The 14,889-nt window shown below is 46.1% G+C and carries 15 protein-coding genes; 9 read left to right on the top strand and 6 right to left on the bottom strand.

The genetic code is table 11. The features are described from left to right. Nucleotides 1-40 precede the first annotated feature (40 nt). Entirely contained in the window at nucleotides 41-2,341 is a 2,301-nt protein-coding gene (locus SEDOR53_RS18690; RefSeq protein WP_051416687.1) for a murein L,D-transpeptidase family protein, read from the top strand. A gap of 6 nt (nucleotides 2,342-2,347) precedes the next feature. On the opposite strand, the gene SEDOR53_RS0115195 is transcribed toward SEDOR53_RS18690, so the two are convergent. The 3 genes from SEDOR53_RS0115195 to SEDOR53_RS0115185 are packed head-to-tail and all read right to left on the bottom strand — an operon-like array spanning nucleotide 2,348 to nucleotide 4,611. Next, the gene (locus SEDOR53_RS0115195) at nucleotides 2,348-2,911 is read right to left on the bottom strand and encodes a hypothetical protein (protein WP_026770487.1); all 564 of its coding nucleotides are present in this window, start codon (nucleotides 2,909-2,911) and stop codon (nucleotides 2,348-2,350) included. A gap of 9 nt (nucleotides 2,912-2,920) precedes the next feature. Beyond that, complete coding sequence (gene murQ / locus SEDOR53_RS0115190; protein WP_026770486.1) at nucleotides 2,921-3,739, bottom strand: N-acetylmuramic acid 6-phosphate etherase; 819 nt, start codon at nucleotides 3,737-3,739, stop codon at nucleotides 2,921-2,923. A gap of 32 nt (nucleotides 3,740-3,771) precedes the next feature. Next, nucleotides 3,772-4,611 (bottom strand): N-acetylglucosamine kinase, encoded by an 840-nt coding sequence (locus tag SEDOR53_RS0115185; RefSeq protein WP_051416686.1) that lies wholly within the window; start codon nucleotides 4,609-4,611, stop codon nucleotides 3,772-3,774. Nucleotides 4,612-4,743: 132 nt separating this feature from the next. Here SEDOR53_RS0115185 and SEDOR53_RS0115180 point away from each other — a divergent pair, with 132 nt between their 5' ends. Next, the gene (locus SEDOR53_RS0115180) at nucleotides 4,744-6,330 is read left to right on the top strand and encodes a S41 family peptidase (protein ID WP_026770484.1); all 1,587 of its coding nucleotides are present in this window, start codon (nucleotides 4,744-4,746) and stop codon (nucleotides 6,328-6,330) included. Nucleotides 6,331-6,355: 25 nt separating this feature from the next. Next, a complete protein-coding gene (locus SEDOR53_RS0115175; RefSeq protein WP_051416685.1) occupies nucleotides 6,356-7,687 on the top strand; it encodes an alpha-L-fucosidase in 1,332 nt (443 codons plus the stop codon). Here SEDOR53_RS0115175 and SEDOR53_RS0115170 read toward each other — a convergent pair. After that, nucleotides 7,665-8,321, bottom strand: a complete 657-nt coding sequence (locus SEDOR53_RS0115170; protein WP_026770482.1) for an MFS transporter — start codon at nucleotides 8,319-8,321, stop codon at nucleotides 7,665-7,667. The genes SEDOR53_RS0115175 and SEDOR53_RS0115170 overlap by 23 nt on opposite strands. A gap of 76 nt (nucleotides 8,322-8,397) precedes the next feature. After that, entirely contained in the window at nucleotides 8,398-8,832 is a 435-nt protein-coding gene (locus SEDOR53_RS0115165; protein ID WP_026770481.1) for a DoxX family protein, read from the bottom strand. Between the two features lie 144 nt (nucleotides 8,833-8,976). Between SEDOR53_RS0115165 and SEDOR53_RS0115160 the strand changes: the two genes are divergently transcribed. Then, nucleotides 8,977-9,855, top strand: a complete 879-nt coding sequence (locus tag SEDOR53_RS0115160; protein WP_026770480.1) for a DMT family transporter — start codon at nucleotides 8,977-8,979, stop codon at nucleotides 9,853-9,855. Nucleotides 9,856-9,938: 83 nt separating this feature from the next. Beyond that, complete coding sequence (locus SEDOR53_RS18250; RefSeq protein ID WP_051416684.1) at nucleotides 9,939-11,090, top strand: alkaline phosphatase family protein; 1,152 nt, start codon at nucleotides 9,939-9,941, stop codon at nucleotides 11,088-11,090. Between the two features lie 5 nt (nucleotides 11,091-11,095). On the opposite strand, the gene SEDOR53_RS0115150 is transcribed toward SEDOR53_RS18250, so the two are convergent. Further along, nucleotides 11,096-11,572: a VOC family protein gene (locus SEDOR53_RS0115150; RefSeq protein ID WP_026770479.1), complete on the bottom strand. Its 477-nt coding sequence runs from the start codon at nucleotides 11,570-11,572 to the stop codon at nucleotides 11,096-11,098. Between the two features lie 175 nt (nucleotides 11,573-11,747). Between SEDOR53_RS0115150 and SEDOR53_RS19155 the strand changes: the two genes are divergently transcribed. From SEDOR53_RS19155 to SEDOR53_RS0115130, 4 genes are all read left to right on the top strand, one after another. Then, on the top strand, nucleotides 11,748-11,888 hold the full coding sequence (locus SEDOR53_RS19155; protein WP_157576849.1) for a hypothetical protein: 141 nt from the start codon (nucleotides 11,748-11,750) through the stop codon (nucleotides 11,886-11,888). Next, nucleotides 11,873-12,223, top strand: coding sequence for a YciI family protein (locus SEDOR53_RS0115140; RefSeq protein ID WP_026770478.1), 351 nt, complete (start codon nucleotides 11,873-11,875; stop codon nucleotides 12,221-12,223). Before SEDOR53_RS19155 ends, SEDOR53_RS0115140 begins: the two co-directional genes overlap by 16 nt. Beyond that, on the top strand, nucleotides 12,220-13,446 hold the full coding sequence (locus tag SEDOR53_RS0115135) for an RNA polymerase sigma factor (protein ID WP_026770477.1): 1,227 nt from the start codon (nucleotides 12,220-12,222) through the stop codon (nucleotides 13,444-13,446). Before SEDOR53_RS0115140 ends, SEDOR53_RS0115135 begins: the two co-directional genes overlap by 4 nt. A gap of 213 nt (nucleotides 13,447-13,659) precedes the next feature. Next, nucleotides 13,660-14,838, top strand: coding sequence for an ROK family protein (locus tag SEDOR53_RS0115130; RefSeq protein WP_026770476.1), 1,179 nt, complete (start codon nucleotides 13,660-13,662; stop codon nucleotides 14,836-14,838). Nucleotides 14,839-14,889 lie beyond the last annotated feature (51 nt).

Genomic DNA, 14,889 nt, shown 5'->3' with positions numbered 1-14,889 from the left:
TTGTTATTGTTCAATTGCGTTCAACCGTTAAAAATTGCACATGGCAAGGTTATACCCATTTGTGGTGGGGTTATTGGTTCCCTGTTTACAACTGTCTGCACAAGGCAGGGAAGTGCCCGCGGAAGTAATGGTAGATAAAGTGGGCTACAGCCATATCAGGGGATTCCTCGAACGTACTACAGAAGCCGTTTACAAGTTTTACAGGAACGAGATCGCTCCGCAGAATTATATTGCCGATCGTGGCTGCCTGTTCGTTTCATCCAAAGATGCCGATAAAACCGTGTTGCTGGCAGATGACCCGCAACTTTCCCTTAACCGGTTTATGCGTCCTTACCCGTTGAGTATCGAAGATGGTACGATCAGCATCCGCATGGAAGCATTCAAACACGAAAGAGGTGATCCCTGTACTTATGACAAAGGCGATCGTCATTATAGTACCGCGGGTGTGGATGTGAAGATGGCAGAACTTGATCCCGGTGTATTTTCATCACCCTACAGATTGGCAGGTAAAGACGGGAAGTTGTGGGCCGAGATCAGGATGCGTTACGGGTTGCCAATGCCGGCGCCCATCAGCCATAAAGACCACCTCGCCATCAATGACGTGAGTAAAGTGGTAGAATTCTCTTCTTTTGTGCAACTGCCCAATAAGAAAAACCTCGAATACCAGTGGGAGTTTCAATTGGAAGGCAGCAATGAGTGGAAATTGTTGGGTAAAACCATTTCAGAGTCGGTGGTGTTTTTTCCGCTGCGCGATGTACTGAAAACACCCATCAAAAACACCCAATTGATCAGGTTCAGGATGAAAGCGATCAGCAAAGAAGCAGCTGGCGAATATGTATATTATGAAACGAAGTTTACGCCCGAAGCGCCTGAATTCACCAATGCCAGTGTTGCGCTCACGCCATCTTGTTCGGGTACGCCAACAGGGATCATCAATATGGGGGAAGTAAAAGGAGTGGCCGATCAATTTGCTTACTATGTAATAAAAGGAAAGACACTCACTGAAGAAGAAAAGCCCGACCTGGTTGGACAGGAACAAAAAATAAAATGGGGCACGATTCACAATGGAGCCGCATTGAAAATTGAAGGATTGGCAACCGGCGATTATACCCTGGTGGTGCACAATGCGGGGATGAAAGTGGGCAATACTTTTATCACACAGGCTTTCAGCATTACGCAATACCCGGCACTCACCATCAAATCGAGTGAAGTAAAAGAAGCCACTTGCAGCAATACACCCGACGGACAGATACTGATGGAAACAGAAGGTGGCAATCCTTCCCGTTTCACTTACCTGATCAGTCCGGCTACCGGTAAACAACAATCATCCGGCCGCACTGTTATTTTTTCCGACCTGCTGCCGGGCATTTATGCCGTGGTGATCAAAGATGCCTGCAACCAGTTGGCCAGCCGCGATATTGAAGTGACCAGGAAAACCGCGCAGTTACAAGGACAGGTAGCCGTTAAAACAGAAGCCATCAACGAGTTTGCAAATGGTGCATTGAATGTATCGCTGGAGAATGGTTCGGGTAAGTATAGGTATTCGGTGTGGAGCAACAATGTGATGATGGCTGAAAAAGAAACCAGTTCGCCGAAATTTATCATTGACCGGCTTGCCAAAGGCACTTACCAATTAAAGGTGCAGGATCTCAATACCGGTAAATGCCCGGGATGGGATACCGTGTTTACCATGATAGCCAGGGTGATTGCTTCAGATACCGCTTCATCAATAAAAGATACCACCAATAAAAATGAACAGCAACAGTGGTCTTCGATGGTTACTACTGCGAAAGTTTCTGTTCCAGATGTAAGGCGCTCTGTGTTTGCCGGTGATGCGCAGGCAAAGCAGATCAACTCTTTTGCTGCTTATGTGAAGAATACGCCTGGCCAGAAAAGATATTATATCGTGATTGAAAAAAGCAAATACGAGATGCGCGTGTACAATGCTTTTGATAATTCATTGATCGTTACTTACCCGGTGGTGTTCGGCAGTAATGAATTAACGGAAGATAAGATGACCGAGGGCGACCGGCATACGCCCGAAGGAGAGTTCCGCATCATTGATAAAAAACCACATGATAAATGGCATAAGTTCCTGACCCTCGATTTTCCCAACGAGGCATCTCTTGAAAAATTCAATCAGCGCAAAAGCAATGCAGAGATTCCTAAAGATGCTAAGATAGGAGGGGAAATAGGCATCCATGGTACGCAGGCCACAGAAGGTACGGCTATCAACAGGATGGAGAACTGGACTTATGGATGTGTGAGCACGAAGAATGAATACGTGGATGAACTATACCAGTATATACCAGTAGGGACGAAAGTGATGATCAAAAAATAAAAGATATTATTCCAGCCTGCGGTTCAATTCATCATCGATCTTTTTGAACAGGTGATAAGGCTTATACGTTCTCCATTCGGGTAACTCCATCAGCTCAACATAGTAGTTGAGTTTTTTCTTTTTGAAATCGTGCTGTGCCGCTGCGCTCATGTTGATGGCCACGATCCAGCCGTTCTCTTCACTCACTTCATCATACCATTCCTGGTAATATTCTTTGTCGCTGCTGTGGAAGTTGAGTACGTTCTCGGCAATGAGTATGTATTTCGTAATGCCTTGTTTGAAGAGCGGATCCAACACTTCTCTTTTGAGTTCCATGATATCGTTCTCAATGGCATCGTTCCATTCGCCGATCAGTTCCAGTACCACGAAATGCAGATCGTAATCTGCATAGATCATTTTGAGGTACAATGTTCGGCTGCCGAAATCGTCCCACTGTGGATGGATATAATAGTTGTATACCGTTTGAGAGAATTCAAACTCACTGTAGGTACGCCCGTAGAAAGGAGAGCGAGGGTCTTCCTCCGATGTATAAATATGTCGCCAGTTATAGAATGGCTCTAAGTTGTGCATGGTCTTCCATTAATGAACCGCAGCATCCACCGCCTTCTTCACACTGCCGTATTTGAGCAGCAGATCTTTGGCTGTTTCATAGTCTTTGATCTGCAGCCTGTCCATCACCATTTTCACACCGCGGTCCACCAGCTTTACATTGCTCAGTTGCATGTTCACCATTTTATTGTCTTCCACGCGACCCAACTGGATCATGATGGAAGTGGAGATCATGTTCAGGACCAGCTTTTGTGCGGTACCGCTTTTCATGCGCGTACTGCCGGTAATGAATTCGGGTCCTACCACCACTTCCACCGGAAAATCGGCTTCTTCGGAAACAGGCGAGTTGGGATTACAGCTGATACTGCCCGTAATAATACCTCTTTTCCTGCATTCCTGCAAAGCCCCTATGACATAAGGTGTGGTGCCACTGGCCGCGAGACCTACCACCACGTCTTTATCATTGATAAAATGTTTTTCGAGATCGGCCCAGCCGTCTTCCAGGCTGTCTTCTGCAAACTCTACGGCCTGGGTAATGGCTTTTTCGCCACCGGCAATGAGCCCGATGACCAATCCATAAGGAACCCCGAAAGTAGGCGGACATTCACTGGCATCTACAATACCCAGCCTGCCGCTGGTGCCGGCACCGATATAAAAAAGTCTTCCACCCGCCAGCATTTTATCACTGATGACCGCTACCAGTTTTTCAATTTGTGGAATGGCTTTTTCCACCGCAAGTGGAACAGTCTGGTCTTCATGGTTGATATTCACCAGCAGATCGGCGATAGACATTTTTTCGAGGTGCCTGTAGGTAGATGCTTGCTCCGTTACCTTTATAAATTCTTTCATCCGTTTAAGTTTAATGGGGTTCATGCAGGTTATCAGCGATGGTAGGCGATGAGGCCGGCCATGGGGGCTTTCAATATGGTTCCCAGTTCCAGTTCATAGGTATCGCAGAGTTCCTTCAATACATCCCTGAAGCCGTGGGCAATGCTTCCGACAAAATGAATGGGAAGGGTCCAGCTTTCGCGGTATTTATATAAGTGAGTGAAAAAGAAATCGTTGAGTCCGTCTTCTATGATGTTTTCTACCATATAATGCCCGCGGTTCTCCGCCAGGAAAATGGCATAAGAAGCCAGGTAGCGGTTGGCCAACGGTTTTTTGTAAACGTTTTCCAGTATTTCATTGTTGCTCACCGCAAAGTGTTTTTCGAAGCGCGCTTTCAGTTCTTCATCGAATGTCTGGTAGAGATAATATTGTATCACTTTTTTACCCAGGTAAGCGCCACTTCCTTCATCTCCCAATATATAACCCAGGCCAGGGCTGTTTTTCACGATCTTCCTGCCGTTATAATAACAGGAATTGGCGCCTGTGCCCAGTATGCAGGCAATCCCTTTTTCTTTGCCACAAAGCGCCCGGGAAGCTGCCAGTAAGTCGTTCTGCACTTCAATAGCAGCCTTCGGGAAAGCCTTTTTGAGTACCGATTGCAAAATTTTTACATTGTTTATATTGGCCAGCCCGGTACCGTAAAAAAACACCTCATCTACAACCACTTGCTTCAGTTTGGGCAATAGTTCTGCTGTCAAAAGCCCGGTGATCTGGCTGGCCGAAAGGAAATAAGGACTGATACCTTGCGTGGTTATGCTTTTTTTCTTCCCCTGCTGCAATAGGCACCATTCGCATTTGGTAGCTCCACTATCGGCAATCAGTTTAATTGACATGTCGGGATATCATTTTCAATGCGAAGTAAGCATAAAAACGCACGATTATCAAACTTCTTGCATGCTTTATCGTTTTTCACGCTTAATCCGGATATTTGCGCAGCTTTTAGCTATTATAATGAGATAAGATTTATGGGAAATAAAAAATTACAGGTCTGGCTACCGTTATTGTTTGCCATGGTAATGGTGGTGGGTATGATGATAGGATATCAATTGAAGGGCAAGACCCTGGGCAACCGTTTCCTGAGTCTCAATAAGAGAAATTCTTTGCAGGAACTGGTGGAGTTGATCAAGAGCCGGTATGTGGACAAACTTTCATCCGACAGTATCAACCAGTTGGCGGCCGGACAGTTGTTGTCATTGCTCGATCCGCATTCCGTTTATATCCCTGCGATGGACCTCAAGGAAGTGAATGAAGAGTTGATGGGTAATTTCCAGGGCATAGGAGTGGAGTTCCAGTTGTTCAACGATACATTGAATGTGATGAATGTGATAGAAGGTGGCCCTGCTGCCCGCGCGCATGTACAGGTGGGTGATAAATTCATCAAGGTAAACGACAGTATTACAATAGCAGGTAAAAAATTAAGGGCAGATGATGTTCGCAAACTACTCCGCGGTGCTATGAATACCAATGTGAAGGTGCAGGTATTGAGGGGAAATGAAACTGTGTATATCACCATCACAAGGGGTACCATCATGGTGCCAACTGTAGATGCCGCTTATATGATAGAAGCCGGAACGGGTTATATCCGTATCAATAAATTTGGTGAACGCACTTACGAAGAGTTCATGCAGTCGCTGGAAAAATTACAGAAGCAAGGTATGAAACAATTGGTGCTCGATTTGCGTGGCAATGGCGGCGGCCTGTTGAAAGAAGCGATTGATATTGCCGATGAGTTCCTCAGCGGAGATAAAATGATCGTGTATACAGAAGGAAGTCACGTGCCCCGTTTCGAATATCATTGTAAGCGCGATGGCTTGTTCGAAACAGGTAAACTGATGGTGCTGATAGATGAAACTTCGGCGTCGGCCAGTGAAGTGTTGAGTGGGGCATTGCAGGACTGGGATCGTGCAACGATCGTGGGAAGAAGGTCTTTTGGTAAAGGGTTGGTGCAGCAACAATTCCAGCTCAGTGATGGCAGCGCGGTACGGCTCACTGTTGCCCGCTATTTTACGCCGTTGGGCCGTAACATACAAAAGCCTTATAACAAGGGTAAAAAAGAATATGAAGCTGAACTGATAGAACGTTTCCACGACGGTGAAGTGATCAAAGGCGATACGGCCAAACATGAAACCAAGCCTTATAAAACACCAGGCGGCAGAATTGTTTATGGAGGCGGCGGTATTACGCCCGATGTATTCGTTCCTTATGATACTACCCAGTCTGACCCTACACTCAGCAAACTTTATTTCAGGAACACACTCAGCAATTTTGTGTACCATTATTACATGGAGCACAGGAGTACATTTCAATCGTTTCAATCTGCGGAACTGATTCCAGGAAAATTCATGAACAATGAAAGCGACTGGCAATCGTTCCTCTCATTCGCACAGCGTGACAGTGTTGTATTAACTGGTATTAAGAACAAAGACAGGACCGAGATCACCAATCGTTTGCAGGCCCTCATGGCAAGGCAAATATGGAGAACACCGGGTTATTATGAAGTGCAGAACCAAACAGATGCAACGGTGCAGAAAGCGCTTCAGTTATTGAAATAATCTCTTCAAAACAAAACCATCATCGATGTACAGGTCTTCCTACTTACTGGCTGCACTGATCTGTGTATGCGTTTCCTTGCAAGCCCAATCGTATCAACCGGCTCCCGATAACCTGAATGCCAGGCAGCAGTTCCAGGATAATAAATATGGTATGTTCATCCATTGGGGACTTTCCAGCATGCTGGGCAACGGCGAATGGGTGATGAACAACCGCAACATCAAAGTAGAGGATTACAAAAGGTTACTGAGGGCTTTCAACCCGGTGGACTTCGATGCGGTGCAATGGGTACGTACTGCGAAGAATGCAGGGATGAAATACATTGTATTCATCACACGGCACCACGATGGATTTTCGAATTGGGATACAAAGTATTCCGACTGGAAGATCACCAATACGCCTTATGGTAAAGATGTGTTGAAACAGCTGGCAGCAGAATGCAAGAAGCAAGGCATTAAACTGGGATTGTATTATTCTTTGCTCGACTGGTATCGCAACGATTATCCTTATGAAACAGGAAGAACCGGGAAAGGAACGGGCCGTACTGTGAAGAGCGATTACGCTTCCTACCTGCAGTTCATGAAAAATCAACTCACTGAATTGCTCACCAATTATGGAGAGATCATGTCGATCTGGTTTGATGGACATTGGGACCAGACCGCGCCCGAAGGATCGAATGACAGGAGTTCGCGGATAGACTGGAAGTATAATGAGATATATGGACTCATTCATAAGTTGCAACCGCAATGCATGATAGGGAACAACCACCATCTTTCGCCGTTGGACGGAGAAGATTTCCAGATGTTTGAAAGAGACCTGCCCGGAGAGAACAAATCAGGCCTGAGCTTTCAGAAAGCTTCTGCACAACTGCCGTTGGAAACCTGTGAAACCCTCAATGGCGCCTGGGGTTATAATATCACCGACAGAAACTACAAAACAGTAGCGCAGGTGATTCAACTATTGGTAGGCGCTGCGGGACGCAATGCTAATTTGTTATTGAATATAGGGCCCATGCCCAATGGACTCATCCAGTCTGAATTCACCGACACGCTGGCCCTTGCCGGTCAATGGTTGAAACAATACGGCGCAAGCGTTTATGGTACCAGGAATGGACCGGTGGCTCCGCAGGCCTGGGGTGTGAGTACACAGAAAGGCAAATTCGTTTACCTGCATCTTTTCAAAAGACCCGGGAACAATAAAATAGAGATCAACGGATGGCAACAGCGAATCAAAAATGCATCCTTGTTTACAGGTAAAGGCGCTCTGAAAGTGGAGCAGCAATCGGGTCAGTTGATCATACCAACAGATGTGATTGATGTAACAGGTCCCGATACCATTATCCGCCTTGAACTGGAATAGTATATCCTTCTTGTTCACCCTTTACCATTTTGTACACCCGGAATACCAGGAAGGCACAAATTACAATCACCAGTGATACTACATAGCCCAGCATATTGTAATGCTGCAATGGGCTGTGCTTGGTGGGTTGTGTAACGATCAGCCCCGCACAGATGGCGGCAAATCCGCCAGCCATTTGTTGAAGGGATGAATTGATACTCATGAATGCGCCACGGTCTTTCATTTGCGGAACGCTGGTAGTAAGTGTGGTGGCCGGGATCATACGGCTCATGATACCCATGAACATGATCATGTTGATGAGGATAACCTGCCATAAAGGGATCGACGTAATATTCGTATAGATCAGCACCATGATAATGGCCACGGTAGAACCGAAAACAAAAAGATTGTATTTGTCGATCTTATCGGCAAAGCCTGCTGCCAGTATACCGGAAATGCCGGCGCTGAAAGCATAACTGGATACGACCAGTCCGAAACGGGCAGGGATGATATCGAGTGATTTCATCAATATATCCCCCAAAGGAGATAGTACCATGAAGTCCAGTATAACGGTAAACTGCAGCAGCGCCAGCATGGCGATGATGAATTTCTGGTAGCCAGAAAAGGGGTTTAGTGCGGTTTGCTTGGGTTCCATGGACGGAAATTAAGTTGAATGTCCGTCATGACAACAAAGAATCCGGTAAAATTATTTGTGCGGCAAAGCGGCTCTTTTAAAGGAGTATTTTTTTGATGTGCCAGTCCATCGAATGCGGACCGGGCCCTTTTACCAGGTAAAAGATCATCAGTACGAGCACCAGTATGGATAATACCGGCTGGGTATCAATGCCCATGATGCCATGCGCCGCATGTACAAAGAAAACAGCACCGATGAGTACGGGTAATTGTACAATGATGGCGAAGCGGGTAAAGAGTCCCAGTAAGATCATCACACCTCCAAAAAAGTGCGACCAGGTAACATATCCCGCGATCCAGTGCGACTGATCGGCAAACCGGCTGGTGCCTATCAGGACTTCCAGTTCAGGTGAATGACTGATAAAACTGAGTCCTTTGAACCAAAGTAAGATACCCAATATGCATCTTAAGAGGAGGAGCGCGAAAACCATCCGGCTGTCGCGCGGGGTGTCGAGGCGGTGTAAGAGGTTCATGTTACAGCTTTTTAGCATTGGCAAAAACCACTTGTTAAGTTACTGCGGAATGGCCGTAAATGCAAGGATCAATTGTTAAATCTTGGTTCCTCAATTACTTAACTTTGCCGCCTCTTTTAGCGTTTACGATTATAATTCAGATACATGCGACTGAAATTCATTTGGATAGGGATCATATTTGCCATTTTATGGTCGTCGGCTTCGGCTGCCACCAAATTCGGACTGCAATCGGCCCAGCCTTTTGTGATTGCCGTTTCGCGTTTTTTTCTGGCCAGCTTCCTGATGCTGGGCGTGTCGCATGGCGTTTTCCGTAAAAGATTGCCGGTTGGAAAAGAATGGAAACAATTGATCATTTATGGGTTGCTGAACATCAGCATTTACCTGGGTTTATATGTGTTGGCCATGCAAAAAATTGCGGCTGGTATCGGCAGCCTGGGAACAGCTACCAACCCGGTGATGATCAGTTTTATCTCGACGCTTTTTTTAGGGCAAAAAATGACCGTGAAAAATATTGTCAGCCTGCTGCTCTGCATGGCCGGTGTTTTTGTAGCGGCTTATCCGTTGCTGGAAAACAGTTATGCCAGCACCGACGGCATATTGATATTGCTGGCCAGCATGCTGAGTTATTCTGTAGGCGCTATCTATTATGCACGGCAAAAATGGAACGACCTGAATACGCTCACCATCAATGGATGGCAAACGCTGTTGGGCGGTATCTTTTTATTGCCGGTATTGTTGTTCACTTATCGCCATGAACAAAACAACTGGGATTACCGGTTGATCGGCTCTGTTGTGTGGCTGGCATTGCCGGTATCCATCGGCGCGGTACAATGCTGGTTGTGGTTGCTAACGGTGAACCCGCTGAAAGCATCGTACTGGTTATTCCTTTGTCCTGTATTCGGGTTCATCATTGCCAGCATTACCCTGCATGAGCCGCTGGGTATTTACACGTTGATGGGTGTGATGATGGTGGTGGCGGGCCTTTACATCATACAACAACAACGTACGGTAAAAAAATCCTGATGCTTTTACCTGAATAACATTAACTTAATCGACTGTTCACGCCTGCTTTACATTCAGGAAGGTTCTTTGTAAAACCTTTCGCAATGAAAGCATTCTTCAGCGCCTGCTGCATGTTCTTAGCTCTGGGACTGGCAGCGCAAAACACGCCAGCTGCACACAATGTATTCATCATTACTACCGATGGATTCAGGTGGCAGGAAGTCTTCAACGGCGCTGACGCCACACTGATCTCCGACCCCGAACTGGTAAAAGATACCAGCTTACTGAAAACAGCATTCTGGGATGCCGATATGGAAATACGCCGCAGGAAATTGCTGCCGTTTTTCTGGAATGTGATTGCGCAAAACGGACAATTATTAGGCAACCGAGCTTATGATAACCGCGTGAATGTAGCCAACCTGTATAAGATATCTTATCCCGGATACAATGAAATACTTTCGGGCTTTGCCGATTACCGGTTCATCCCCAATTTAACCGTTCGAAACAGGAACCAAAATATACTGGGATACTTGAACAAACAATCTGCTTATGCCGGCAGGATCGCCGCTTTCAGCTCATGGAATGTGATGCCTTATATATTGGACGAAAAGCACAATGATTTTCCCGTGAACAGCGGGTATGAAATGCTGGATGAAACAACAGATACTTTGCACATACTCATCAACCAGGTACAGCGAAATATTGCCGGTCAATCGAATACGCGGCACGATATGCTTACTTATGAGAGCGCAAAATCTTACATAGAAGAAAAACATCCCAGGGTGCTTTTCCTTGGATTCGGGGAAACAGACGAGTTCGCGCACAAGGGACAGTATGATACTTACTTACAGAAAGCACACCAGGTAGATATGCTGATTGCCGATCTCTGGTATTATGTGCAAACAGATCCTTTTTACAGGAATAATACCACGTTCATCATCACCACCGATCATGGCAGGGGAAGAGGTGCTTCCTGGAAGGGACATGGATTCTGGGTAAAAGGGTCGGGCGAAACCTGGATAGCCATGCTGGGAGCAGGCATTGCACCTTTAGGTGAAATGAAAGAAAAGCAGCAACACCACCAAAAGCAGGTTGCTGCCACTGTATCTCATTTGCTGGGTGAAACATTCATTGCCACACACAATGTAGCAGGTCCGATTGCATTACCTAAAAACCAGCCGCAGCAAACAACCGGTAATGAGGTGGTGGTTAGCAATCACACCACTGCTATTGCAACCGCAGATGCCAACAAATAATATCCTCACTCGCCTGCATAAGCTTTCTCCAGCAGGGCGATGTTGATCTTGGTCATTGTAAGCATGGCCTGCATAACACGGTTGGCTTTTTTGGCGTCTATGCCCCGCATGAATTCACTCAGTATGGGCGGTACGATCTGCCAGGAAAGGCCGAACTTGTCCTGCAACCATCCACAGGCTTGGTGCTTGCCTCCATCGGCAGCTAATTTTTCCCAGTAATAGTCTATCTCTTCCTGCGTATCGCAATTCACCACAAAAGAAACAGCAGGTGTGAAAGAAAATTCCGGTCCGCCATTCAGTGCAAGAAATTGCTGGCCATTGAGTTGAAAACCGGCTACCATTACCGATCCTTTAGGACCGGGCCCTGCTTCTCCATAATAGGAAACCTGACCTACTTGCGCATCCTTGAAAACAGAAACATAAAAGTGCATGGCTTCCTCGGCGCGGCCATTGAACCATAAAAAGGGCGTGATCTTTTGCATAGGAGTATTTTAATTGAATGATTGATATGCAAGACAAACCTACTCAACAAGCCAGATAATCTAAGGGTGCAAAAACGACATTTTTAAGGGCCGGATACGACCGGCGCTGTCCAAAACCGTTCTCCCCGTTTGTTATAAATAGGAAGCCGTTTTCTTAACCCTAAAAATCTTTATTATGAGAAGGCACAGCGTGTTTAACTTTATTACACCCAATGGTTATTTTACAGATGTGGGTGAAAGCATCAGCGTTCTGATCTACCAGTTTAAAAATGATTTTTTCACAGTTCAATCGAAATTACTATGGAAGAGTATTTGATATTAATGCGCCTCGACCTGCTAACCAAGGAGGCGCAACCATCGCCCGAACAATTGCAGGTGTACATGCAGTGGTACCAGGATTGGGTAGGCAGTATTGCTGCCCGTAACCAATTTGTTGGCGGTAAAGGATTGTCTACCGAAGGCAGGGTACTGAAACCCGGACAACTCATGACCGACGGACCCTTTGTAGAGATCAAAGAGTCGCTGGCCGGCTTCATCACCATCAAGGCAAAAGATTTTGATGATGCAGTGGCCATTGCCAAAGAATGCCCCATATTAAAGGGTGATGGCAATAGTGTAGAAGTACGCAAAGTGGTATCGGTGCGCACATGAACAAAGATGGACTGATACCGCATTTATTCCGGACAGAATACAGGAAGATCGTCTCGGTGCTTTGTAAGTATTTTGGGTTGAGCCAGGTGGCATTGGCCGAGGATATTGCCAGCGATACTTTTCTTACCGCAACACAAAGCTGGGGTGTGGAAGGGGTGCCCGCTAATCCCGTTGCATGGCTTTACCAGGTAGCAAAGAATAAAGCAAAGAATGCCATGCACCGGAAGGAGATTTTTGAAAATAAAGTTGTTCCGCAGATAAAGAATGTTAACCCGGAATGGCAGGAAGCCGATATAGACCTCTCGCCCCGTAACATCATCGACAGCCAGTTGCAGATGATGTTTGCGGTTTGTCATCCTGCACTTCCGCCCGAAGCACAGATCGGTCTGTCATTGCGTATTCTGTCCGGTTTTGGTATTGAAGAGATCGCCCGCGCTTTTCTTACGAATAAAGAAACCGTCAACAAGCGATTGTACCGGGCAAAGGAAAAATTGCGAGAAGCACATATTGCTGTTGAATTACCTTCTGCCGGCGAAATGGAAGAGCGCTTATCGGCGGTGTTGAAAACCATTTACCTGCTGTTCAACGAAGGATATTATGCTGCGGGAGGAGACCATACACTACGTAAAGACCTCTGCCTGGAAGCGATACGGCTCTGTACAATGCTGATTGAAAACAACAGCACGAATAAACCTGCGGTCAACGCCCTCATGTCGCTCATGTGTTTCCACGCTTCCCGGTTTGATGCACGTATTGATAAGGATGGCGAACTGGTATTGTATGCCGATCAGGATGCCAGCCTTTGGAATACCGACCTGATCAGCAAAGGAGGTTATTTCCTGCAATGTGCTTCGGGTGAAAATGAACTGTCTGCCTATCATCTCGAGGCAGCCATCGCTTACTGGCATACGCAGCAAGACGACTCGGAAGAAAAATGGAATAAGGTCCTGCAGTTGTACAACCGCTTGTTGCAATTAGCTTATTCGCCGGTTGCTGCACTGAACAGGACCTATGCCTTTTCAAAAGTATACGGGAAGCCGGCTGCTATACAGGAGGCAGAAAAACTGAACCTCACCGGTGATCGCTTCTATTACCTGTTATTGGGGGAGTTGTACCTGCACATCGATAATGAAAAAGCGAAGCAGCATTTTCAGCGTGCTTCGTCGTTGGCAAAGACCACTGCTGAAAAACAATCCATCCAAAAGAAAGCAGACGCCATTTAGTTTAGTGCCACCGACCAGGCTATTATGTTCCTGGATCTCTATATAGTTTATGGATGCTTTAGATACGAATAACGAGTCGGTTGACCGGATTGGGATAGCCCGACCTTAAAAAATCCTTTAAAACAAAACTTTTTAAAAATTTTATGAAGTTTTACCTACTTTTAAAATTCCAAACATTAATGATAAAATAATTTACAATGTTTGGCTGCTTGCATGACTACGAAAAAAAGCCGCTACCGAAGACAAATTATCAAGGAGCTTTTCTTTTCGCGCCTGCTTTCGGGAACCGAGCTGAGCGCCAAAATTGACAAAAGCATCCCCCTTACCAATAAGCTGCTGGGCGAATTGGTGAGCGAAGGTGTAGTAGTGGAAGATCATTTGGGTGTTTCTTCCGGAGGAAGAAGGCCCATTGTCTATTCCATTACTTCCGACGCATTATATGTAGTATCTGTGGCGATGGACCAGTTGCTTACCAAGATCGCCATCATGGATATGTCGCACCGGTTTGTAACACAGGTAGACAAAATCTCTCTTCCGCTGGCCAATAATGAACAGGCGCTTTCCAGGCTTTCCGAAGAAATACAAAAAGTTATTCAGGCATCGGGCATTGCGCCATCCAAGATTGCGGGTATTGGCATTGCCATGCCTGGTTTTGTTGATGCCCAAAAAGGGATCAACCACACTTTTTTAAAGAGCCAGGAAAAAACTGTCACAGAAACAATTGCAGAAGTAACCGGTTGCAAGGTATTCATCGATAACGATTCCAGTCTGATTGCATTGGCCGAACAGCGTTTCGGAGCCCATAAGTACCACGATAATACACTGGTCATAAACCTGGGTTGGGGAGTAGGATTGGGTATGATATTGAACGGACGATTGTTCAGGGGTGATAATGGGTTCGCGGGTGAATTCAGCCATATTCCGCTTTTCACCAATAACAAGCTTTGTGAATGTGGTAAGACGGGATGTCTTGAAACCGAGACCTCGTTGTTGGTCATACTAGAGAAAGCCATCAAAGGTTTGGAAGAAGGAAGGGTATCGATGCTGGAAAATCTTTCTGTGGATAATCCCGAAACAGGTTTTGAAGCGATCATCAAAGCGGCGAATAAAGGCGATGCTTTTGCTACGGAGTTGCTTTCAGATGTGGGTTACTCTATAGGAAGGGGTGTGGCGGTACTGATCCATATACTCAACCCGAAGATGGTCATCATCAGCGGAAGAGGAGCGAACGCCGGTAAAGTATGGGAAGCGCCGATCCAACAGGCGCTGAATGTGCATTGTATACCCCGCTTAGCGCAAAATGTAAAATTATCGATATCTGCCATGGGCGCCAATGCAGAGCTGATGGGCGCCGCATCGCTGGTGATGGACAATTACGAGGTCTATAATTAACAATCTTTCATTTCCCAGGCCAATATGTATCAACTAAAATTCAAAAACAAC

This window comes from Asinibacterium sp. OR53, from assembly GCF_000515315.1.
GTDB lineage: Bacteria > Bacteroidota > Bacteroidia > Chitinophagales > Chitinophagaceae > Sediminibacterium.
The sequence above is the reverse complement of the archived record's forward strand: the minus strand, read 5'-3'. Positions and strand labels throughout refer to the sequence as shown.